Annotated in this window: 16 protein-coding genes and 2 pseudogenes; 2 read left to right on the top strand and 16 right to left on the bottom strand. The window is 59.8% G+C overall.

Going from position 1 to position 22815, the window contains the following annotated elements; all coding sequences use genetic code 11:
* The first annotated feature begins 126 nt into the window (after positions 1-126).
* A complete protein-coding gene (locus RBH10_RS12340; protein ID WP_281037011.1) occupies positions 127-741 on the top strand; it encodes a LysE family translocator in 615 nt (204 codons plus the stop codon).
* On the opposite strand, the gene recN is transcribed toward RBH10_RS12340, so the two are convergent.
* The 7 genes and pseudogenes from recN to RBH10_RS12305 form a co-directional block, all read right to left on the bottom strand.
* Entirely contained in the window at positions 738-2411 is a 1674-nt protein-coding gene (gene recN, locus RBH10_RS12335) for a DNA repair protein RecN (RefSeq protein WP_281037012.1), read from the bottom strand. The genes RBH10_RS12340 and recN overlap by 4 nt on opposite strands.
* A 15-nt stretch (positions 2412-2426) precedes the next feature.
* Positions 2427-3293, bottom strand: coding sequence for an outer membrane protein assembly factor BamD (locus RBH10_RS12330; protein ID WP_281037013.1), 867 nt, complete (start codon positions 3291-3293; stop codon positions 2427-2429).
* A gap of 236 nt (positions 3294-3529) precedes the next feature.
* Positions 3530-4485 (bottom strand): annotated as a pseudogene (gene lpxC, locus RBH10_RS12325) (UDP-3-O-acyl-N-acetylglucosamine deacetylase).
* 270 nt (positions 4486-4755) lie between these two features.
* Positions 4756-6501, bottom strand: coding sequence for a cell division protein FtsZ (ftsZ, locus tag RBH10_RS12320; protein WP_281037014.1), 1746 nt, complete (start codon positions 6499-6501; stop codon positions 4756-4758).
* 92 nt (positions 6502-6593) lie between these two features.
* On the bottom strand, positions 6594-7925 hold the full coding sequence (gene ftsA / locus RBH10_RS12315) for a cell division protein FtsA (RefSeq protein ID WP_045016882.1): 1332 nt from the start codon (positions 7923-7925) through the stop codon (positions 6594-6596).
* Complete coding sequence (locus RBH10_RS12310; protein ID WP_052675401.1) at positions 7922-8854, bottom strand: cell division protein FtsQ/DivIB; 933 nt, start codon at positions 8852-8854, stop codon at positions 7922-7924. Before RBH10_RS12310 ends, ftsA begins: the two co-directional genes overlap by 4 nt.
* Positions 8842-9768 carry a D-alanine--D-alanine ligase gene (locus tag RBH10_RS12305; RefSeq protein WP_045016879.1) on the bottom strand — a complete coding sequence of 309 codons (927 nt, stop codon included), beginning with the start codon at positions 9766-9768 and terminating at the stop codon, positions 8842-8844. Before RBH10_RS12305 ends, RBH10_RS12310 begins: the two co-directional genes overlap by 13 nt.
* Positions 9769-10311: 543 nt before the next feature.
* Between RBH10_RS12305 and RBH10_RS12300 the strand changes: the two genes are divergently transcribed.
* Positions 10312-11616 (top strand): MFS transporter, encoded by a 1305-nt coding sequence (locus tag RBH10_RS12300; protein ID WP_045016877.1) that lies wholly within the window; start codon positions 10312-10314, stop codon positions 11614-11616.
* A gap of 75 nt (positions 11617-11691) precedes the next feature.
* On the opposite strand, the pseudogene RBH10_RS12295 reads toward RBH10_RS12300, so the two are convergent.
* From RBH10_RS12295 to RBH10_RS12255, 9 genes and pseudogenes are all read right to left on the bottom strand, one after another.
* Positions 11692-12457, bottom strand: a pseudogene (locus RBH10_RS12295) (GGDEF domain-containing protein).
* Positions 12458-12650: 193 nt separating this feature from the next.
* On the bottom strand, positions 12651-13616 hold the full coding sequence (gene murB / locus RBH10_RS12290; protein ID WP_281037015.1) for a UDP-N-acetylmuramate dehydrogenase: 966 nt from the start codon (positions 13614-13616) through the stop codon (positions 12651-12653).
* Complete coding sequence (gene murC, locus RBH10_RS12285; protein WP_281037016.1) at positions 13613-15028, bottom strand: UDP-N-acetylmuramate--L-alanine ligase; 1416 nt, start codon at positions 15026-15028, stop codon at positions 13613-13615. Before murC ends, murB begins: the two co-directional genes overlap by 4 nt.
* On the bottom strand, positions 15025-16161 hold the full coding sequence (gene murG, locus RBH10_RS12280) for an undecaprenyldiphospho-muramoylpentapeptide beta-N-acetylglucosaminyltransferase (RefSeq protein ID WP_281037017.1): 1137 nt from the start codon (positions 16159-16161) through the stop codon (positions 15025-15027). The genes murC and murG overlap by 4 nt, the downstream gene beginning before the upstream one ends.
* 6 nt (positions 16162-16167) lie before the next feature.
* Entirely contained in the window at positions 16168-17322 is a 1155-nt protein-coding gene (gene ftsW / locus RBH10_RS12275; RefSeq protein WP_045016867.1) for a putative lipid II flippase FtsW, read from the bottom strand.
* Between the two features lie 4 nt (positions 17323-17326).
* The gene (gene murD / locus RBH10_RS12270) at positions 17327-18736 is read right to left on the bottom strand and encodes a UDP-N-acetylmuramoyl-L-alanine--D-glutamate ligase (RefSeq protein WP_281037018.1); all 1410 of its coding nucleotides are present in this window, start codon (positions 18734-18736) and stop codon (positions 17327-17329) included.
* Between the two features lie 3 nt (positions 18737-18739).
* Positions 18740-19840 (bottom strand): phospho-N-acetylmuramoyl-pentapeptide-transferase, encoded by a 1101-nt coding sequence (mraY, locus tag RBH10_RS12265; RefSeq protein WP_045016864.1) that lies wholly within the window; start codon positions 19838-19840, stop codon positions 18740-18742.
* A 23-nt stretch (positions 19841-19863) separates the two neighbouring features.
* Positions 19864-21297, bottom strand: coding sequence for a UDP-N-acetylmuramoylalanyl-D-glutamyl-2,6-diaminopimelate--D-alanyl-D-alanine ligase (locus tag RBH10_RS12260; protein ID WP_281037019.1), 1434 nt, complete (start codon positions 21295-21297; stop codon positions 19864-19866).
* Positions 21294-22763 (bottom strand): UDP-N-acetylmuramoyl-L-alanyl-D-glutamate--2,6-diaminopimelate ligase, encoded by a 1470-nt coding sequence (locus tag RBH10_RS12255; RefSeq protein WP_281037020.1) that lies wholly within the window; start codon positions 22761-22763, stop codon positions 21294-21296. Before RBH10_RS12255 ends, RBH10_RS12260 begins: the two co-directional genes overlap by 4 nt.
* Positions 22764-22815 lie beyond the last annotated feature (52 nt).

Raw genomic sequence — 22815 nt, 5'->3', positions numbered from 1 at the left:
AAGCCTCACGGGTGAATCTGCATTGCTTTTAGCGAATTATTGCCAAACGCAAAACCATCCTCGCTTTTCAACAGGCGGGAATTCGTTATTCTGAACATCCGGATGAAACAGATGCCGGAGCCTCCCATGGAAGTCACCACCCTCATTGCCTTTGCGGCAGCCTTCTTCGTATTCGCGGCCAGTCCCGGACCGGACAATATGACAATCGTCGCCCGCACCATCACCCACGGCGCCGCCTCCGGCCTTGCCTATGGGGCCGGGACTGTCGCTGGAATATTGATTTTCCTCACGCTTGCAGCCTTCGGATTGTCGGTCGTCGCTGCGGAGATGGGGACGGTAATGACCGTGCTGCGTTATGGCGGGGCGGCCTATCTGATCTGGATGGGCTTCAAACTCTGGACGGCGGAACCTGTCGTTCCCGGTCTACAGCCCATGAATGATGGCCGCAACCTCATCTCGATATTCGCCACCGGAACCGCACTTAACCTCGGCAATCCGAAAATGCCGCTCTTCTACGTGGCATTGCTGCCAAACGTCGTCGGCGCTTCGCTGACGGTCGATCACCTTCTGGCGCTGGCGTCCGTCATCGTCGCGGTGGAAGCGATTGTTATCGGCGGTCATGTTGTTCTGGCGGTGCGGGCAAGAAAGCTGCTGCGTGAGCCGAAAATCGTCCGCAGGGTGAACCGGGCAGCGGGCGGCGTCATGATCGGCTCCGGCGTGGCAGTGGCCGTCAGCCGTTAATCCTTGGCGGCGAGCAGGCGGGCGGCCGCAGCCCTCGCCTCATCGGTCACCGAAGCACCGGCGAGCATACGGGCGATTTCTTCCGTGCGGTGTTTCGGCTCCATCGTCGCCACGCGTGTGGCGATGCGCTCGCTGCCGTCGCCGGAAGGGCCTTTGGAAATGAGCAGATGCGTGGCCGCCCGCGCTGCCACCTGCGGCGCGTGGGTAACGGACAGTACCTGTACGGTCTTCGACAGGCGACGAAGCCGCTGGCCGATGGCATCAGCCACCGCACCGCCGACACCCGTGTCGATTTCGTCGAAAACCAGTGTCGGTGCAGAACCGCGATCCGCCAGCGCCACTTTCAGCGCCAACAGGAAACGGGACAATTCGCCACCCGAAGCGACTTTCATGATCGGGCCGGGGCGCGTTCCCGGATTGGTCTGGACGTGGAATTCCACGGTGTCGATGCCATCAGCCGTCGCCTGCTCCGGATCGGAGCTAACCTCGACGGTAAAACGTGCCCGCTCCAGCTTGAGTGCCGGAAGCTCGGCCATGACAGCCTCGGAAAGTGCACTCGCCGCATGGCTTCGCTTTTCCGAAAGCGACTTTGCCGCATGGTCGAAATCGGCTTTCACGGCGCCGAGATTGGCTTCGAGCTTGCCGAGCTTTTCCTCGCCCGCATCGAGATCGGCGAGATCGGCAACCATTTTTTCCGCAAGCGCCGGCAGATCAGGCACCGCGACATTGTATTTGCGTCCGGCGGCGCGCAGCGCAAACAGCCGCTCCTCCACCCGTTCCAGTTCGCGCGGATCGAACTCGGTGCGGCGCAACGCCGCCTCCACTTCCATCTGCGCGTTGGAAAGGCTCTCGAGCGCGGCATCCAGCAATTGCACGGTATCTTCCAGCAATCCCGGCGCTTCATGGCTCTTACGCTCAAGGCGCCGCATCATCGAGGCAATCATTGGCACGGGCGAGGCATTACCGTTCAGGAACTCGCTCGCTTCGGCGATATCGCCGGCAATGCGTTCGGATTTCTGCATGACCGCCCGACGTTCGGCAAGCTCGTCCTCCTCACCATCACGCGGTGAGAGCACCTCAAGTTCCTCGACGGAAGAACGCAGGAAATCCGCCTCGCGGGCAGCAGCCTCCACCTTGGCGCGGTGGGTTTTCAACGCCCGCTCGGCATCTTTCCAGGTGCGGTAGAAACTCTGCACGGCACGGGCATCGTCAGAGAGCCCGGCAAAGGCATCCAGCAGCGTGCGGTGAGCATCAGTGTCGACAAGGGCGCGGTCGTCGTGCTGGCCGTGTATTTCGACCAGCAGCTGCCCGAGCTGGCGCATCATCTGCACGCTGATGGCCTGATCGTTGATATAGGCCTTGGTTCGTCCGTCGGCGGATTGCACCCGGCGGAAAATCAGGTCGCCATCGTCATCAAGGCCGTTTTCGCGCAGGAGATGCCGGGTCGGATGGCTGGTGGGTACTTCGAAAGTGGCGGTAACCTGCCCCTTGTCTTCCCCGTGGCGCACCAGGCCGCCATCGCCGCGGCCGCCGAGGGCCAGCGACAGGCTGTCGAGTAGAATGGATTTGCCCGCGCCCGTCTCACCCGTCAACACGGAAAGGCCCGCCTCAAAGCCGAGGTCGAGCCTTTCAATCAGAACGATGTCACGAATCGAGAGCTGGACCAGCATGGCCTATGCCCTGTCTCAGGCGCCGATAAGCTTCTTGCCGGCACGCGAAATCCAGGACCCCTTGTTTTCACGCGGCTCCAACCCGCCGCCCTTCAGCAGCTTGTAGGAATCCGCATACCATTGGCTGTCGGGATAGTTATTGCCGAGAACGGCGGCCGCAGTCTGCGCCTCGTCGGCAAGCCCCATCGCATAATAGGATTCCGTCAGACGGGCCAGCGCTTCCTCGATCTGGTTGGTGTTCTGGTATTGCTCGACGACGATACGGAAACGCGACACGGCGGCGAGATATTCCTTGCGCTCAAGGTAATAACGGCCGACCTGCATTTCACGGCCGGCGAGCTGGTCGCGGGCGAAACGGATCTTGGCCTGCGCGTCAGCGACATATTCCGAATCGGGATAGTCGTTGACCACCTTGTTCATCGCCTCAACCGTGCGCTGCGCGGCGCGCTGGTCCTGCGTCACGTCGGAAATCTGCTTCGAATAGGCAAGACCGATCATGTATTGAACGTAAGCGGCATCCTTGGAGCGCGGATATTGGCGCAGGAAGCGGCTGCCCGACGCGATGGCCACGTCGTTCTTGTTGGTGCGAGTGGCGATGAAGGTCTGCATGACAAGCGCCTTCTGGCCCCATTCGGTAAAGGGATATTGCTTGTCGATCGCCTCGAACTTGCGTGAGGCTTCCGTCATGTTGCCAGCGTTCATGTTGGCAAGCCCCTGCTTGTACAGAACGTCAGGCGGATCGGTCTCGACGCCGAGCTTGGTAATGTCGATATCCGGATCGGACTGGCAGGCCGTGACCACCACACTGGCGCCGACCAACATCAACGAAACGGCGATCCCCCGCATCGTACCCTTCATTGCACCAGACCCTACATGCTTCATTCGACAGTTCCCACTTCCCGCGCAAATACATAAGCATCGGCTTTGCACTGGCGTTTCTAGCCATAAAAGCATCTGCAGGGCAACGCAATGATGATGCATTAACGCATTTTTATGGCATCGGCCCGTGCAATCGCATGAATATCAGGCGGTATGACGAAACATCTCGCCCCGCATCGTGAAAAAGCCGCCCCGAAAGGAGCGGCTTTTCCTGTCAATCGATTAGCCTGCGAATAAACTCAAGCCGACCAGGGTGCAAATTCCGGCATGTTGACCGGAACGAATTCGCGGGCACGTACCTGGTTGCGGGGGCCGGAGCCTCCACGATTTCATAGGCCGAACGATCGCTCAGCAAAGCCTTCAGCGCATTGGCATTGACCTTGTGGCCGCCGCGATAGGAGCGGTAGCAACCAATGAACTGCGCACCGGCAAGTGCCAGGTCGCCGACGGCGTCCAGCGTCTTGTGGCGGACAAATTCGTCCTTGGCGTAACGCAGGCCTTCCATATTGATGACGCTGTTGTCGTCGGAGATGACAACCGAGTTCTCAAGCGAGGAGCCGAGTGCGTAACCGGCAGCCCACAGGCGCTCCACGTCACGCATGAAGCCGAAGGTGCGGGCGCGCGAAAGCTCGTTCTTGAACGTATCCGCCGTCAGGTCGCCCTTCCAGGACTGCTTGCCGATCAGCGGCGTGTCGAAATCGATATCGACCTCGAACCGCGTACCGTCGTAAGGGCGGAATTCTGCCCAGGACGCACCCGAATCGATGCGGACAGGCTTGATGACGCGAATGTAGCGGCGCTTCACGCCGAGATTCTTGATGCCGGCCGATCCGATCGCATCGATGAAAGGCGCAGAGCTGCCATCCATGATCGGCACTTCCGGACCGTCTACCTCAACGACGAGGTTATCGAGACCCATGGCGTAGATGGCGGCCATGACGTGCTCAACCGTTGCCACTGACTGGGATAGCGAGCGGCCGAGCACGGTGCACAGATCGGTATTGCCGACATTGGAAGAAACCGCCTTCAACTCGGTTACGCTGCCATTTTCATGAAGGCGCTGAAACACGATGCCCGTTCCGGCTTCTGCGGGCTGGAAGGTCATCGAAGCCGGATTGCCGGAATGCACGCCAATGCCCTTGAGCTGAACAGCATTTGCGATAGTCGTTTGAAATCCGAGCAGTCCGATAGTCATGCGTATATGCCTTGTTTTGAAAACCGCGCCGTATATTCAGCGCCGTTCAAGTTTTTCAAGCCGGTTTTTACAACCGGCGAGGTCAATGTTTCCCTTACCCAGCCTCATACATACGCACATGAAAGTGCCAGGACAAATCACTGTTCGTTTCGGATTGTTACACGCACAAACCATTGAAAACGTGAATTAATTTACTGTTAACAACACATGACAAAACAAAACGCCCGGGTCGTGTGACCCGGGCGTTTGGAGAGGCGAGTGGAATCGCCGTTAGTTGGACTGGCGGCGCAGGAAGGCCGGAATTTCCAGCTGGTCGTCGTCATGGTGGCTTGCCGAAGAAGGCGTCGCACGACCGTGATCGTCAAGCTGGCCACGACGCGGAGCGTAGAGGCTGGCTTCCGGCGAAAGTGCGCGGCGCTGCTGCGGTGCCATGCTCGGTGCATCCATCATTTCGGACGGAACTTCTTCTTCTTCGCGGCGACCAAGCGAGTTGGTGATGCGCTTCAGAAGACCCATCGGGCCACGCTCTTCCTGGGCAGCCGGAGCTGCGTGGGCGCGGTGATCCATTTCAGCCTTCACGACCGGCGGAAAGTCCTCGACCTTCGGCATGCGGACAGGCTCGGGCTGGCGGGCAACAGGAGCCTGATCCTGATAGACCGGAGCCTGCGGCTGCTGCAGACGCGGAGCGGCAACCTGTTCCGGCGCATGGTAGACCGGTGCCTGGGCAACAGGAGCCGGAGCGGCCTGCTGAACCGGCTGGGCCGGACGGAGAGCCGCCGGCGCTTCAGCCGGAGCGGATGCGAACAGCTTGCTCTGCGGACGGAAATCCTGAGAAGGCTGCTGGTGTGCTGCGAAACCAAGTTCACGTTCCATTTCGGCTTCCGCCGAACGGATGGTCTGAGCGATCTGGTCTACGGTCTTTGGTGCCTGCGATACTGCTTGTGCAGGCTGAACTGCGGCCGGAGCGGGAGCAACGGCCGCGGAAGGACGGATAAGCGGCTTGACGGCTGCAGCGCGCATATCGGCAATGTTCTGTTCGCCAATGCCCGCAACGCGGTCGATGCCGGTTGCCACGACGGAGACGCGGATGAGACCTTCCAGAGCTTCGTCGAAGGTCGCGCCGAGGATGATGTTGGCATCCGGATCGACTTCTTCGCGGATACGGGTTGCAGCCTCGTCGACTTCGAACAGGGTAAGGTCGCGACCGCCGGTGATGGAGATCAGCAGGCCCTGCGCACCCTTCATCGAGGTTTCGTCGAGCAGCGGGTTGGCGATTGCCGCTTCCGCAGCCTGCATCGCACGGCCCGGACCGGACGCCTCACCGGTACCCATCATTGCGCGGCCCATTTCACGCATGACCGAGCGAACGTCGGCGAAGTCGAGGTTGATGAGACCTTCCTTCACCATCAGATCGGTGATGCAGGCAACGCCCGAATAGAGAACCTGGTCGGCCATGGCGAAGGCGTCAGCAAAGGTCGTCTTGTCGTTGGCAATGCGGAAGAGGTTCTGGTTCGGAATGACGATCAGCGTATCGACGGACTTCTGCAGTTCCTCGATGCCCTGTTCGGCAAGACGCATGCGGCGACCGCCTTCGAAGTGGAAAGGCTTGGTAACGACGCCGACCGTGAGGATGCCCTTGTTGCGGGCGGCCTGTGCGACGACCGGAGCAGCGCCCGTGCCAGTGCCACCACCCATACCGGCGGTGACGAAGCACATGTGGGTGCCGTTCAGGTGGTCGATGATCTCATCGATGCACTCTTCAGCGGCGGCGCGTCCGACTTCCGGCTGGGAACCGGCACCGAGACCCTCGGTGACGTTGACGCCGAGCTGGATGACCCGGTCTGCCTTCGTCATGGTCAGCGCCTGCGCATCCGTATTGGCGACGACGAAGTCGACGCCCTGGAGGCCGGCCGTGATCATGTTGTTGACAGCGTTACCACCGCCACCGCCGACACCGAAAACGGTGATGCGTGGCTTCAACTCGGTGATATCAGGCTTTTGCAGCTGTATCGTCATTTTACCATTCCTTCTTTCTCTGGCCGCATCGCCCCGCTGGCCGATTCTTGAAAACTCAACTTGTAAACCTCCGGCTCACGCCACGAGGCCACTCAAAAACTCTCTTTAAGCCATTGCCCTACCCGGGCTATCCGGCCGCTACCCGTACCAAACGGCGAGAACATTCCGCCTTGCGCCGCATGAATTTCCACGTCCGCCACCTGCGGATAGATCATCAGTCCGCATGCGGTTGAAAATGCCGGTCCCTTTGCCGCAACCGGAAGACCCGCAACCCCCATGGGGCGGCCGATACGAACGTTGCGGGCAAGAATGCGCCGTGCCGTTTCCGGCAGCCCTGTCAGCTGGCTTGCGCCGCCGGTCAGGACAACGCGTTTGCCGACGATGGGACTGAAACCGGACTTCTGGATGCGATCACGGATCAATTCCAGCGTCTCTTCGATACGCGCCCGCACGATGCGGGTAACTAGTGCTCTTGAAACCTGCGATGGTTGATCGCGATCGTCTTCGCCAATCGGCGGGATCGAAATCATGTCGCGCTCATCCGCGCCATTCAGCAAAGCCGAACCATGCACCACCTTCAGTCTCTCCGCATCTTCGATTCGTGTCGAGAGGCCACGTGCAAGATCTGTAGTAACGTGATGGCCACCAAGGCCGATCGCATCGGTGTGAATGAGACGGCCTTCGGCGAAAACCGAGATCGTCGTGGTGCCGCCGCCCATGTCGATGGCCGCGCAGCCAAGCTCGACTTCGTCGTCCACCAGTGCCGCAAGACCGCTGGCATAGGGCGTTGCCACCATGCCCTCGACCGAAAGATGCGCGCGGTTGACGCAAAGCTCGAGGTTCTTCAGCGCCGTGCGTTCGACAGTCACAACGTGCATGTCAACGCCGAGAAGATCGCCATACATCGACAGCGGGTCACGAATGCCGCGCTCGCCATCCAGCGAATAACCTGTTGGCAGCGAATGCAGGATCGCACGGTCCTGACGCATGGACTGCTGGCTTGCCGCCACCAGAACCTTGCGCAGGTCGCTCGCTTCCACTTCCTGGCCACCGAGATCAATGCTCGCGGTATAGATATCACTTGCCAGCCGGCCGGCGGAAACATTCACGATCAGGCTGTCGACGGTCAGGCCCGCCATGCGCTCGGCCGCATCGACCGAAAGACGGATCACACCTTCGAGTGCGTCGAGATCGGCGATCACACCCGACTTCACACCACGCGAACGCTGGTGGCCAATGCCGATGATTTCGACCTTGTGGGTGCGGCCGGGTAAGATTTCGCTTTCCTGACGCGGCGTCAGCCGTCCGATCATGCACACGACCTTGGTCGAGCCGATGTCGAGCACCGAGACGATGTGGCTGCGCTTGGAAGAAAGCGGCTTCAGACGAGGCAGACCGAAATGGGAAGAACCGAAAAAGCTCATGTGTTCTTCTCCGCCTTCTTGAGGGCCTTGGTACGTGCGTCGACAGCGGTCTGACGGCGCTCCGTCGCACCTTCGGTCAACTGGATCGTGGTGCGGTCCGTCAGACGCAGATCAACGGCGGCGACATCGCGCGACAGAACTTTTTCCTCGAGATCGAGCCGCGCCAGCAATTGCAGCGCCTGCGGCAGGTTCTCTTCCGGCAGCTTGACGACGATGCCGTTGTCGAGATGCAGATCCCAGCGACGACCGGCGATGCGAACATAGGCGCGAACGCGGTTACGGATTTCCGGCCAGTCGGCCAGTTGCGCTACGAAACCGGCAGCACCCGTTTCCGCGTCACGTCCGACGAACAGCGGCAGGGCAGCAAATTTGTTGTCACGCAGCGGTGCGATCACGCTGCCGCTTTTTTCGATCAGCGACAGTTCCGTACCATGCTGCCAGATGCCGAAAGCTTCACGCTCCTTCAGGCGAACCTCAACCGTCTTCGGATAGACCTTGCGGATGTCGACGTCTTCCACCCAGGGAAGCTGGACGAGCTTGCGGCGCGCCGCATCGATATCAAGCGCAATCAGGGAGGTGCTGCCGTCGAGGCCGAGAAGCTGGAAGACTTCGATTTCCGAAGTCTGCAAATTGCCGGATACCTTGACGTCCTCGACCGCGAAACCGGCGGCCGATGTCGTCGTCTGCGTGACGATATTAGTGTGTCCGCCAAGCGACATGCCGTAAAGGCCGGTCACAGCGTAAAAGGCGACGGCCGAAATCGTGCCGGTATGGGCGGGAATGTGGATGCGTCCGGTCGCAAGGCTGACGCAGAAACGCACGACGCGACGCAGCGGGCGCGGCAACACCATGCGATCGTCGGCATTTGCTGCCGCCGCGAATTGCTCGCGCTTTTTTGCCGTCGACTTTTTGCCGGTCACCGCAAACACGAAGCGTCCTCCACCATCCAGCTGACAAGGTTACCAAAGGAGCGGCCAGCATGGGCCGCCATTTCCGGCACCAGGGAGGTCGGCGTCATGCCCGGCTGCGTATTCACTTCAAGCCAGATAACTTCGCCATCTTCTGAGAAGCGGTCGTCGTAACGAAAGTCTGAACGGCTTACGCCACGGCACCCGATCGCCCGATGCGCCATAACCGCCAGTGTTTGAATTTTTTGGTAAATTTTCGGTGAAATTTCTGCCGGAATGACATGCTTTGAGCCACCGGCAGCGTATTTAGCGTCAAAATCATAAAAATTGTGACCGAGCGGCACCACTTCCGTGACGCCAAGCGCCTCGCCGTCGAGCACGCCGCAGGTCAGTTCGCGGCCATGGATATAGCGCTCGACCATCACCTGATCGCCATAACGCCATTCGGACGAGGTAAGAATCTGCGGCGGATGCGACTGATCTTCCTTGACGATCACCACACCAAAGCTGGAACCTTCACGCACCGGCTTCACGACATAGGGCGGCGCAAGCGGATGTTCGCTGGTGAAATCGAAGCGGTTCATGACGCGTTCGGCAGCCACCGGAATGCCGGCAGCCGCGGCCACCTTCTTGGCCTGCGCCTTGTCCATGGCAAGTGCGGAGGCGAGCACGCCGGAATGGGTATAGGGAATGGCGAGATATTCGAGAATGCCCTGAATGGTGCCATCTTCGCCGAAGGGGCCGTGCAGCGCATTGAAGGCAACGTCCGGGCGCAGTTCGCCGAGCACGGCGGCGACATCGCGCCCCACGTCGACACGGGTGACCTTGTACCCCTCACCCTCAAGGGCAAGCGCGCAAGCGTTCCCGGACGAAAGGCTGACTGGCCGCTCCGACGAAAACCCACCCAAAAGAACAGCTACGTGCTTGCCGCCCATCGATACCTCTGACACCAACTCTCCGCTACGAACCACACCGGAACCGACCGAATTTGACGAACGGTGATTCTGGCACATGATCCTTGGGATCAGTTAAACGCCATTAAGGTTAATGAATCGTTTACTTTCGTTAACCGCCGCGTCCAACATGCCGAGTTCCATTAAAGAATCAGCATCGATCCGAATTCCCTCCTTGGAATCAGAGAGTTGCACGGATTGCAACATGCAGGTTTTCAATGATCGGAAATAGAACCATGGTGCCGCGGCCCTCTGCACCCGATAAAGACAAGATCAAAACGTTAACAGATAGCGCTTTTCCCCAGCGAAAATTATCAGACGTTTCAGCGTTTTAAATCCGCAGCCTGAATCAGTCTCTCAATCGCAAGACTGCACCTCGGAGGACACCACTGCACCTGTCGCGCCAATGGATCACATTGTCCGCATTATTTCTTTTTTGGCATTTCAAAAGAACAAAAATTGCGTTAACGCAGTCATCGCCTGCAAAGGCATGACATTGCAATCAACCAAAATGGAACCAAAACCATGACTGACGCGATATCTCCGGTATCGCCGACGGCTGGCAATTCGAACGTTGTAAAGACAAATTCGCCTGCACGAGTTCTCACTGCCAGCCTGGTCGGCACGACCATCGAGTTTTTCGATTTTTACGTATACGCCACGGCCGCAGTGCTCGTGTTCCCGGTATTGTTCTTCCCGAACAACGACCCGATGACGGCGCTTCTGGCGTCCTTCGCAACTTTCTCCATCGCCTTTTTCGCCCGTCCGCTCGGCGCGGTCGTCTTCGGCCACTATGGTGACCGCGTCGGCCGCAAGGCAACGCTTGTCGCCGCCCTTTTGACCATGGGCGTGTCGACGGTCGTGATCGGCCTTCTGCCATCCTATGAGACGGCCGGTGTTCTGGCGCCGCTGTTGCTGGCGCTTTGCCGCTTCGGTCAGGGTTTCGGTCTTGGCGGAGAATGGGGCGGCGCTGTCCTGCTCGCCACCGAAAACGCACCGCCCGGCAAACGCAGCTGGTACGGCATGTTCCCGCAGCTTGGCGCACCCGTCGGTCTGTTCCTCTCCTCCGGCGTGTTCTGGATCCTGCTGCATTTCATGTCGCAGGAAGCCCTTCTGAGCTGGGGCTGGCGCATTCCCTTCGTCGCCTCGATCATCCTGATCGCGGTCGGCATGTGGGTTCGCCTGTCGATCACCGAAACGCCTGACTTCCAGAAGGCGATCGAAAAGGAAGAACGTGTTGCCGTGCCGGTCGTGGAATTGTTCCGCAACCACAAGCGCAGCCTCGCGCTCGGCACATTCGTGGCGCTGGCCACCTTCGTGCTGTTCTACATCGGCACCGCCTATCTGCTGTCCTACAACGTCAAGGTTCTGAAAATCCCGTTCCTCGACGCGCTGGAAGTGCAGATCCTCGGTTCCATCGTTTTCGGTATCTTCATCCCGATCGCCGGCAAGCTCGCCGAACGGTTTGGCCGTCGTGAAGTTCTGATCGCGACAACGGTGCTGATCGGCCTGTTCTCGTTCCTTCTGCCCAGCCTGATGACCGGCGGCGAAGGCTCGATCTTCGTCTTCGCGGCTCTTGCGATGATGCTGATGGGCATGACCTACGGCCTGATCGGTACGGCGCTCGCCGCCCCCTTCCCTACCCGCGTGCGCTACACCGGCTCGTCCATCACCTTCAACATGGCCGGCATCTTCGGCGCATCGCTGGCGCCCTACATCGCCACATGGCTGCAGGTGAATTACGGCATGGGATATGTCGGCTATTACCTCTGCGTATCCGCCCTCATCACGCTCGCCTGCATCCTGCTTTCCCGCAAGGACGAAGTCTGAGCCAACCGAAAACCGCAACAGCAAAAAGGCCGCGAAACCGGGTTTCGCGGCCTTTTAATATCTAGATATCAAAACCTATGCGACACTCTGGCGGCTGACTTTATGACCGGCGAGACAGACGCGATTGCGCCCGGTTCGTTTCGCTTCGTAAAGCGCCATATCGGCATTGTGCAACACTTTCTCAAAGATCTCCCAATTCGCCCGGAAAGCCACCCCAACCGAGACCGTGGTATTGATCCGCACGTCCTGGAAATCCATAGGGATCACCGCGATCTTCGCACGTACCCTTTCGCACACCTCCAGAAAGTGCTGCGGAGCAAGCGCCTGCACGACAACGAATTCTTCGCCACCCAACCGCGAAACATGCGCGGTGTCGTCGAAGCTATCGCGTATGATGGCCGTACCTGTCGTTCACCGATTTGAAGTGATCGATATCGAAGAAGGCGACGCAATATTGCGTGTCGAGTTTGACGCAATTGGCATAAAGCCCCAGCCTGTTATTGAGACCAGTCAAGGCGTCGGTATGGCTGAGATGAAGAAACCGCTCGTGCGACTGGGCAAGGACCTTCACTTCGCTCGCATTGATCCAGCAAATCAGGAAAGCCAGAGTAAATGCGATCGTTGCCGACAGGGTCGTGCCGAGCATCAGCCCGTTCGCAAGGTCGGTCACCAGCCCGAACTTCGACAGAATGTACAGCCCCATCGTATCTATCACGACGGCAATAATGGTGACCAGAACGGCGACACGCAGCGCAAAATCCAGCGGTTCCAGCCGCTGACGGCCTTCGGGCGTCGCAACCGAAAAACTTATGGCTTGGATCAGTTTATTCCAGAGATCCAACGTAACCCCCAACGGGCTTGACCTGATGTCGCGTGAATTAAAACCGCCTAAAATACCGGAAAGGCTGCGTAAACGGGCTTGGCATTTCCTGTTTTCGCCATCTGATAATAAACCATAACTATTGACCGGGCGTTACGATAAACGCCAGGCCGTAAAAAAGCTTTTAGTGTCGCGCCGACAAGAAAAGGGAACTTCAGCTCCCTAGAAACGGTTCCACCTCGCGGCCCGGCATGAATAGCCCCAGCCGCTTGATTTCCCACTCCAGCCGGATACCCGACTTCTCAAACACACGCTTGCGGATGGTCTCGCCCAAATATTCCAGATCGTAACCGGTCGCATGGCCGGTATTGATCATGAAATTGCAATGCAGCGATGACATCTGCGCACCGCCGATGACCAGACCACGACCGCCCGCCTCATCGATCAGCTCCCAGGCGGAATGACCTTCGGGGTTCTTGAAGGTCGATCCACCCGTCTGCTCACGGATCGGCTGTACGGTTTCGCGATGGTGACGCACCGCATCCATATCGGCGCGGATCTTCGCCTTGTCTTCGGGATAACCCTCAAACAGCGCGCCCGTGAAGATCAGACCGGCATCAGCGCCGGAATGGCGATAGCTGTAACCCATATCCGCATTGGAAAGCACATGCTGGTTGCCCTGACGGTCGACCGCATAGACTTCCACCACCCGCTCACGCGTTTCACCGCCATTGGCGCCCGCATTCATGCGCAGCGCACCGCCGATGGAGCCGGGAATACCGTAATAGAAATGGAAACCGCCGATACCATTATCCATGGCCATCGCGGCAATATGTTTATCCGGGCAGATCGCGCCTGCCTTGATGCGGTTTTCACCGGCAAGCTCCACCGAGCCGAAACCCTTGGCGGAAAGACGGACGACGACACCGGGAATACCGCCATCGCGCACCAGAAGGTTCGAGCCGACGCCGACCACGGTCAACGGCACATCCTCCGGCAGGATTTTCAGGAAGGTAATCAGATCGTCGGTGTCGTGCGGCTGGAACATCACTTCCGCAAGACCGCCAGCTCTGAACCACGTCACGCGGTCCATGGGCGCATCCGGTGTCAGCCGTCCCCTCAGTTCATTTACCCCGTCGCCGAGCCTCCCCAGCAATTTAACCCCATCGACCTGTCTCATTCAGACTTTCCTGATATGCTCTTCAATTCCGAAGGCAGCACTGCCGCCCATTGCGTGATATTTCCAGCCCCCAAGAGAACCACGAAATCACCCGGGTTCGCAATGCCTGCAACCACTGACGCGAGATCTGCCCGTTTTTCGAGAAAACGGGCGTCGCGGTGGCCGGCGGCCCTGATCGCAGAGACCAGCGCTTCCGAGCTTGCGCCCTCGATCGGATCTTCGCCCGCAGCATAGACCGGAGCAAGGATAATCGTGTCGGCATCGTTAAAACAATGCGCAAAATCATCGAACAGGCTCGAAAGACGGCTGTAACGGTGCGGCTGATGCACAGCGATGATGCGGCCCTTGCAGGCTTCGCGCGCGGCCGCAAGCACGGCCTTGATCTCGACCGGATGGTGACCGTAATCGTCGAAGACCTGCACGCCATTGGCTTCGCCTGTCAGCGTGAAGCGCCGCTTGACGCCTGCGAAGGAGGCAAGGCCCTTCTTGATGTCGGCTTCCGAAATGCCGAGACGATTGGCAACGGCAATCGCGGCCGTGGCATTCGAAACATTGTGGCGGCCGGGCATCGGCAGGACGAGGTCCGTAAAGGAAAAGATCTTGCCGGTGCGGCGACGGCGGATTTCCACATCGAAGATCGACCGCGTGCCGTCGATGCGCACATTCGAAAAACGCACGTCGGCCTGCGGGTTCTCGCCATAGGTGATGACCTTGCGGTCCTCGATCCGGCCAACCAGTGCCTGCACCTCGGGATGATCGAGGCACATGACGCCGAAACCGTAAAACGGAACATTCTCCACAAACTGGCGGAAGGCGGCGCGCACGGCGTCAAAATTACCATAGTGATCCAGATGCTCCGGATCGATATTGGTGATGACGGCCACATCGGCGGGCAGCTTCAGGAAGGTGCCGTCGGATTCGTCGGCCTCCACTACCATCCACTCGCCCTCGCCCATGCGGGCGTTGGTACCATAGGCGTTGATGATGCCGCCGTTGATGACGGTCGGGTCGAGATTGCCGGCTTCCAGCAGGGTCGCGACCATGGAGGTCGTCGTGGTCTTGCCGTGGGTGCCGCCAATGGCGATGGCGTTGCGGAAGCGCATCAGCTCGGCCAGCATTTCGGCGCGGCGAACGATCGGCAGGTGTTTTTCCCGCGCGGCGATGAGTTCCGGGTTGTTCTTCTTGATCGCGGTGGAAACGACCACGACCTCGGCATCACCGAGATTGTCAGCCGTATGACCGACGAATACCTCGATGCCCTTGTCGCGCAGGCGCTGCACATTGGCGCTATCGGCCTGGTCGGAGCCCTGTACGCGATGACCGAGATTGTGAAGCACTTCGGCAATGCCGCTCATGCCGATCCCGCCTATGCCGATGAAATGGACAAGGCCTATGGCTTTCGGCATCTTCATGCCCCAACTCCTTCATTCTTTTTCTTGAATTCCTGTACGGATTGGCCGGAAGCGATCGCCTCGACCAGATCGGCCAGCACATCCGCCGCATGCGGTTTTCCAGTTGCCTTGGCAGCCGCCGCGGTCGCGGACAAACGATCCGGCTCGGAAAGCGCCGACGACAGCAGGCTGGAAAGCTTCTGCGGCGACAGCTCCGCCTGCTTGATGACGCTTGCACCGCCGGCCGCCGAAAGCGCTGCCGCATTGGCCGCCTGATCGTGATCCAGCGCATGCGGATAGGGCACGAGGATCGAAGGCCGTCCGATCACCGAAAGCTCCGAAACCGTTGAAGCGCCCGAGCGGCTGATGACGAGATCGGCCTCACCGATGCGCGAGGCCATGTCGCCGAAGAACGGCGAGACATCGGCCTTCACGCCGAGTTTCTGATAGGACGCGATCACGCTGTCCTTGTCTTCGGGACGGGCCTGTTGGGTCACGACGATGCGCTTGCGCTGCTCGTCCTTCAACAGGCAGATCGCCGCCGGAACGGCGCTGGAAAAGAACTGCGCGCCCTGGCTGCCGCCGAAAACCACGAGCTGGAACGTCTCGCCCGTCTGTGAAGGCGTATAGGGTATGTCCGAGGCCGCCAGCACCGCCGGACGCACGGGATTGCCGGTCGCAACCGTCTTTTCGGAATATTGGCCATTGGCCGGCGGCAGGAAACCGCCTGCGATCGCCTTCACACGGCCAGCCAGCGCCTTGTTGGCGCGGCCCATCACCGCATTCTGCTCATGAATGATCGAGGGAACACCAAGTCCGGTCGAGGCAAGAAGCGGCGGCACGGTGGGATAACCGCCAAAGCCGACAACCGCGACCGGCTTCAGTCTCGCGACCAGCCGGCGCGCCGCACGCAACCCTGTCCACAGCTTCCAGAGCGAACGCACCACGGAAATCGGATTTTTCGAACCGATGGTGGCCGACGGCACCACATGGATTTCATCCGCCGGAAACTTGCCAGCATAACGCTCGGCGCGGCTGTCGGTGACGAGATGCACAGAATAGCCGCGCGCTTTCAGCGTGTGCGCCAAGGCCTCGGCTGGAAAGACATGGCCGCCGGTTCCCCCGGCGGCAAGCAGAACAATACCCTTGCTCATTTCAATTTACTCCGCAGGAACGCCGGAACCGACGCGGAAAAAGCTGCGCTCCTGCGCTCTCTTTTCCGGCCTGTGGCGGGTCAGCGCCAGAAGGAAGCCTGCCGTGACGCAGATCGCCATCATCGACGAACCGCCATAGGAAATCAGCGGCAGAGTCATGCCCTTGGCGGGCATCAGCTCCAGATTGACGCCGATGTTAATCATGGACTGCACACCGATCTGCAGCACAAGCCCGGCCACGGCAAAACGGCAGAAATCATCCTTTTCCTTGAAGGCGTGCGACAGGCCGCGCAACACGATGAAGGCGAAGATCGCCACAAGGAACATGCAGAAAACAATGCCAAATTCTTCCGCCGCCACCGAGAAGATGAAGTCGGTATGGCTGTCGGGAATGATCCGCTTGACGATGCCCTCACCCGGCCCACGGCCGAACCAGTCGCCGCGAATGATCGCTTCGCGCGCCGTATCCACCTGGAAAGTATCGCCCTCACCGGTCCAGAACCGGTCGATACGGCCGGCAACGTGCGGCAGGAGTAGATAGGCGGAGACGATGCCGGCAACGCCGAGGCCACCGAGCACAACGATCCAGAACCACGGCACGCCGGCCATGAAGAACATGCCGCCCCAGACCACTGACGTCAGGATGGTCTGACCGAAGTCGGGCTGGGCGATCAAAAGCGCCGCCACGATGCCGAAGGTGATGATGGCAAACAGGTTGCCGGGAATTTCAGGGTGACGCGCCCGTTCGGCAAAAAGCCAGGCGCAAACGATAACGAAAGCGGGCTTCATGAATTCCGATGGCTGGATCGAGAAGCTGCCGATGGAAATCCAGCGGCGCGCACCCTTGACCTCGATACCGAAGAAAAGCGCAAAAATCATCATCAGCAACGCAGCGATCAGCATCACCACCGCCACACGCCGGACCTGACGCGGCGACAGGAAGGAAAGACCGACCATGATTGCCAGCGACGGCACCATGAACATCGCCTGACGTTCGACGAAAAAGAAGCTGTTTAGACCGATGCGTTCGGCAACCGCCGGCGATGCCGCGAAAGACAGCATCAGGCCGATGCCCATCAGTGCGATGAACGCCGCCAGAAAGAAACGGTCGATCGTCCAGAACCACTCCGCGACCGGACCGCGATCAACTCGGCTTACCATGGCCTCAGCCCCCTTTTCCAGAGTGAACCAGCATCGTCATGCCATCGAGCGCAGCAACCTGCGCGACGAACGAATCACCTCTGATCTCAAAATTCTTATATTGATCGAAGCTTGCGCAAGCCGGGGATAACATCACGATATTACCGGCCGTCGCATCTTTTTCCGCATCCGCCGCCGCATGTTGGACAGCTTTGTCCAGCGTGCCGGATATTTCGTAAGGCACAGCCTCACCAAGCGTTGCCGCAAATTCCGCCGCCGCCTCGCCGATCAGATAGGCCTTGGCGATATGAGGGAACAGCGGAGAGAGGCTGGCTATGCCGCCCGCTTTCGGCAGACCGCCGGCGATCCAGTAGATACGCTCATAGCTCGACAACGCCGGAGCGGCAGCGTCGGCATTGGTGGCCTTGCTGTCATTGACGAAGGTGACATTGCCGCGCCGACCAACCGGCTGCATGCGATGTTTGAGGCCAGGGAAGGATTTGAGACCGGCACGGATTTCCTCTTCGGAAACCCCGACAGCAAGGCAGGCGGCAATCGCAGCCGCCGCATTCTGCGCGTTATGGCTGCCACGAAGCGTCTGGATACCGTCGAGATCGGCGAGCAACGAGAAAGTGCCACCATGCGCCCGCAGGATGCGGCTTCCTTCGGCATAAAGGCCTTCGGAAACAACATTGCGCTTGGAAATGCGCTCCACCTTTACGCCGGCGCGCTCGATGCGGTCGGCAATGAGCATGGAATAGCTGTCATCAACGCCAACAATCGCCGTGCCGCTGCCGGCCACCAGCCGTTCCTTGACGTCGGCATAATGCTGCATCGTACCGTGCCGGTCGAGATGGTCAGGCGTGAGATTGAGGAGAAGGCCGGCGGTCGGATTGATCGTCGGCGCCAGATCGATCTGGTAGGACGAGCATTCAACGACGTAAAAACGTTGTGCTTTCGGCGGATCGAGGCTCAGCACCGCCGTGCCAATATTGCCACCGAGCTGCGTGTCGCGGCCCGATGATGCGAGAATATGGGCGATCAGTGCCGTTGTCGTCGACTTGCCGTTCGTGCCGGTGATGGCAATGAAGGGGCAATCCGGCGCATGGGCGCGGCGCTCGCGAACGAAAAGCTCAATGTCGCCAATAACCTCGACGCCCGCCGCTCGGGCAAGATCGACCGACCAGTGCGGCTTCGGATGCGTCAACGGCACGCCCGGCGCCAGCACGAAAGATGAAAAAGAAGACCAGTCTATCGTTCGAAGGTCAGCCGTCGTAATGCCTTCGGCTTGCGCCTTGGCAACGCTGTCGGGATTGTCGTCGAAAGCAACGACATCGGCTCCGCCAGCGACCAGCGCCCGGGCCGTGACGAGACCCGAACCGCCAAGCCCGAAAAGCGCGACCTTCTTACCTTCAAACGACGTGACCGGGATCATCGCTCACCTCAGCTTCAGGGTGGCGAGGCCGAGCAGCGCCAGACCGACGGAGATGATCCAGAAGCGGATCACCACCTGGCTTTCCGTCCAGCCTTTTTTCTCGAAATGATGGTGGATGGGCGCCATCAGGAAAACGCGCCTGCCGGTGCGCTTGAACCAGAAGACCTGGATGATGACCGACAGGGTTTCCATCACGAACAGGCCGCCGACGATGACCATGACGATCTCGTGCTTGGTGGCGACAGCGATGGAGCCGATGAGGCCACCAAGTGCCAGCGAACCCGTATCGCCCATGAAGATTGCCGCGGGCGGCGCGTTGAACCACAGGAAGCCGAGGCCAGCCCCGACCACCGCGCCGACGATGACGGCGAGCTCACCCGTTCCAGGCACAAAATTGATCTGCAGATAATTGGCGAACACCGCGTTACCGGCGAGATAGGCGATCACGCCAAAGGTGGCGGCGGCAATCATGACAGGCACGATAGCGAGACCATCGAGACCATCAGTCAGGTTCACCGCATTACCGGCGCCAACGATCACGAAAGCACCGAACAGCACGAAGAAATAGCCGAGATTGATCACGAGTTCCTTGAAGAAAGGAAAGGCGATGGAGCTTCCGAGCGTGCCGCCATGCGGGGACGACGCAAGCGCCATCTTCATCATGAAGAACACGGCGATTGCCGCAATCAGGAATTCGATGCCGAGACGCGCCTTGCCGGAAAAGCCCTTGTCGCTCTGTTTCGTCACCTTGAGGTAGTCGTCGTAAAAGCCGATCGCACCGAAGCCGAGCGTCACCATCAGAACGGCGACGACATAGACGTTCGACAGGTCGCCCCAGAGCAACGAACCGCCGAGGATACCGGCAAGGATCATCAGCCCGCCCATGGTCGGCGTACCGGCCTTCTTGAAATGCGTCTGTGGTCCGTCGGCGCGGATCGGCTGGCCCTTGCCCTGGCGCACGCGCAGCGAATTGATGATCGCCGGTCCAAACAGGAAGACGATCAGCGCGGAGGTGAACATCGCCGCACCCGCCCGGAAGGTAATGTACCGGAAGAGGTTGAAGACTTGAATTTTATCCGACAGTTCGACGAGCCAGATCAGCATAATTGCCCTTTCAAAAGGCTATTTCAGACTTGGCGTTCCGTCTCGGGGAATGCCGGATACTTGTCAAGCAGTGCCGCGACAATCTTGCCGAAACCCAGCCCAAGTGACGATTTTACCATCAGCGCGTCTCCCGGTTGCACCCATTGCAGGGCAAAATCGGTGAGTTCCGCCGTCGTCGGGAACCAGATAACCGTGACGCTGTCCGGAAGCGCATCGCGAAGAGCAGCCATTGCCTCGCCCGCCAGCCAGACATGTTCGATACCCGCTGCCAGCAACGGTCCGGCCAGTTCCTCATGCAGCTGAGCGGAAAATTCGCCCATCTCCAGCATGTCGCCGAGAACGGCAACACGGCGGCCATAACCTTGAGTCTCCGTTTCCGCAAGCACGGCAATCGCCGCCCGCATCGAGGCGGGGTTGGCGTTGTAGCTTTCGTCGATCAGCAGGAAGGACCCGCCATCTATCGTCAGGCGATGACGCTGGCCACGCCCCTTGACCGCCTCAAGCGCTCCCAGCACCTCGAAAGCCCGGTCGAGATTGGCGCCCGTGACGGCAACCGCGCCAAGCACGGCCATGGCGTTATCGGCAATGTGCCTGCCGGGAACATTCAGGTGCAATTCGCTCGTTTCACCGTTCAGGATTGCCCAGATGGTCGAACCCGCAGGCGTGCTTTCGAAATCGGCCAGCCGGAAATCGGCCTTGGCGTGCTGCCCGAAGGTCAGGATATGCTCGATACCCTGTTCCTGGGCCGCCTCTTCAAGTTGCTCGAACTGGGCGTTGTCGCGGTTGAGGATGACGGAACCGCCCTCCTCCACACCTTCGAATATCTCCGCCTTGGCGGCGGCGATCTCTTCTATGTTCTTGAAATTGCCGAAATGAGCCGGTGCGATGGCCGTGATGATCGCCACATGCGGACGCACCATCTTGACCAGCGGACGGATTTCGCCGGAGTGGTTCATGCCGATTTCGAAAACACCGAATTCGGTGTCGGCGGGCATGCGCGCCAGCGTCAGCGGTACACCCCAATGGTTGTTGAAGGACGCCACCGCCGCATGGACCCGGCCCGAAGGCTCCAGAGCCTGCCGCAGCATTTCCTTCGTCGTGGTCTTGCCGACAGAACCGGTCACCGCGATGATCCGCGCCGTGGTTCTTTCGCGCGCTGCAATGGCGAGTTTGCCGAGTGCGGCGAGAACATCCTCAACAACGATCATCGGCACGGTCAGGCGGCCGAGAGCCGGCAGCTTGCCTTCGGCTATGACTAAAAGGCTGGCTCCGTTAGCGACAGCAAAACTCGCATAGTCATGGCCGTCGACCCGGTCGCCCTTGATGGCAAAAAACGCTTCACCAGCCTTAACCGTCCGGCTGTCGATGGAAATGCCGGTGATACCGGTCGGCAGGTTGCCCACGGGACGCCCTGCCGTGATGACGATCATGTCGGCGACTGTCCATAACCAGTTCAAATCTTCAATCCTTCCAGCCCTGCCAGCGCAGTGCGCACCTGTTCATGATCGGAAAACGGCAGCGTCACGCAACCGACGATCTGCCCCTCTTCATGCCCCTTGCCCGCGACGATCAGCGTATCGCCGTTCGAAAGAAGCGATACCGCATGGCGGATCGCCTCTGCCCTGTCGCCGATCTCCAATGCACCCGGCGCCGCCACTATCACCTCTGAACGGATCGTTGCGGCGTCTTCGGAGCGCGGATTGTCGTCGGTGACGATGACGATGTCGGAAAGGCGCGTTGCCACCTCGCCCATGATCGGGCGCTTGCCCTTGTCACGGTCACCGCCGCAGCCGAAGACGGTGATGATGCGGCCGGAGGTGAAAGGCCTGACCGAGGTCAGCACATTTTCGAGCGCATCCGGCTTGTGGGCATAATCCACATAAGCGAGAGCGCCATTATTCGTCTGGCCCACCAGTTCCAGGCGGCCAGCGGCACCGATCAGCTTTTCAAGCGCCTTCATGGCCGTTGCGGCAGAAACGCCGGTGGACATGGCAAGACCGGCTGCGACGAGCGCATTGGCCACCTGAAAATCACCGGCCAGCGGAATGTCAACCTCGTGGATCACGCCGTCATGATGCACTTCGATCAGCTGCTTATGACGGAAATGCTCCACTCGCTTCAATGTCAGATATTCGCCCTTGCGGCCAACGGTGCGCACATCGAGACCCGCTTCGCGCGCCGCGCGAATTGCCTGCTCCGACCATGGGTCGTCGGCAAAGATCACGGCGGGCGCCCCCTTTTCCATCAGCGTGTCGAACAGCCGCATCTTCGCGGCCATGTAGTCCTCGATGGTTGGATGATAATCCATGTGGTCGCGGCCGAGATTGGTGAAACCGGCCGCCGCGAGCTTCACGCCATCGAGACGACGCTGATCGAGACCGTGGCTGGAAGCCTCCATCGCCGCATGGGTCACGCCTTCGGAGGCAAGCTCGGCCAGAAGTGCGTGCAGCGTCACCGGATCGGGCGTCGTGAGTGCACCGTAATCCTCACGGCCGGGTGCAATCACGCCGGTCGTGCCGATCTGTGCTGCGGCATGGCCAGCGAAAGCCCAGATTTGCCGCACGAAGGAAGCAACGGAGGTCTTTCCCGCGGTGCCGGTGACGGCGACCATGGTTTCCGGCTGTTTTCCGTAAAAACGGGAAGCGGCAAGTGCGAGATAGAGGCGTGGATCCGTAACGGAAAGCACCGGGACATCGGCGTCCAGCGCGTGTCCGGAGACAATGGCGACCGCGCCCTTGGTGACTGCGTCCCGCACATAGGCCGCGCCATCCGCTTTGGTTCCCGCAACCGCCACGAACAGGCTGCCCGGCTGAACCTTGCGGCTGTCTGCGGTAATTCCCCCGATTTCGATCGCTCCGGTCTCAGACAGGAGCAATTCATTCAATTCCGGAAACGTGGCTCCGGATATATCTCGCAAATTCATCGACTGTGTCCGTCTTGTCCCCCCGGCGCGAATCGCCGGAACATCATAAGCT

This window comes from Rhizobium sp. AN73 (assembly GCF_030757975.1).
GTDB classification, from domain to species: domain Bacteria; phylum Pseudomonadota; class Alphaproteobacteria; order Rhizobiales; family Rhizobiaceae; genus Agrobacterium; species Agrobacterium arsenijevicii.
This window is presented reverse-complemented; position numbering and strand designations above follow the sequence as displayed.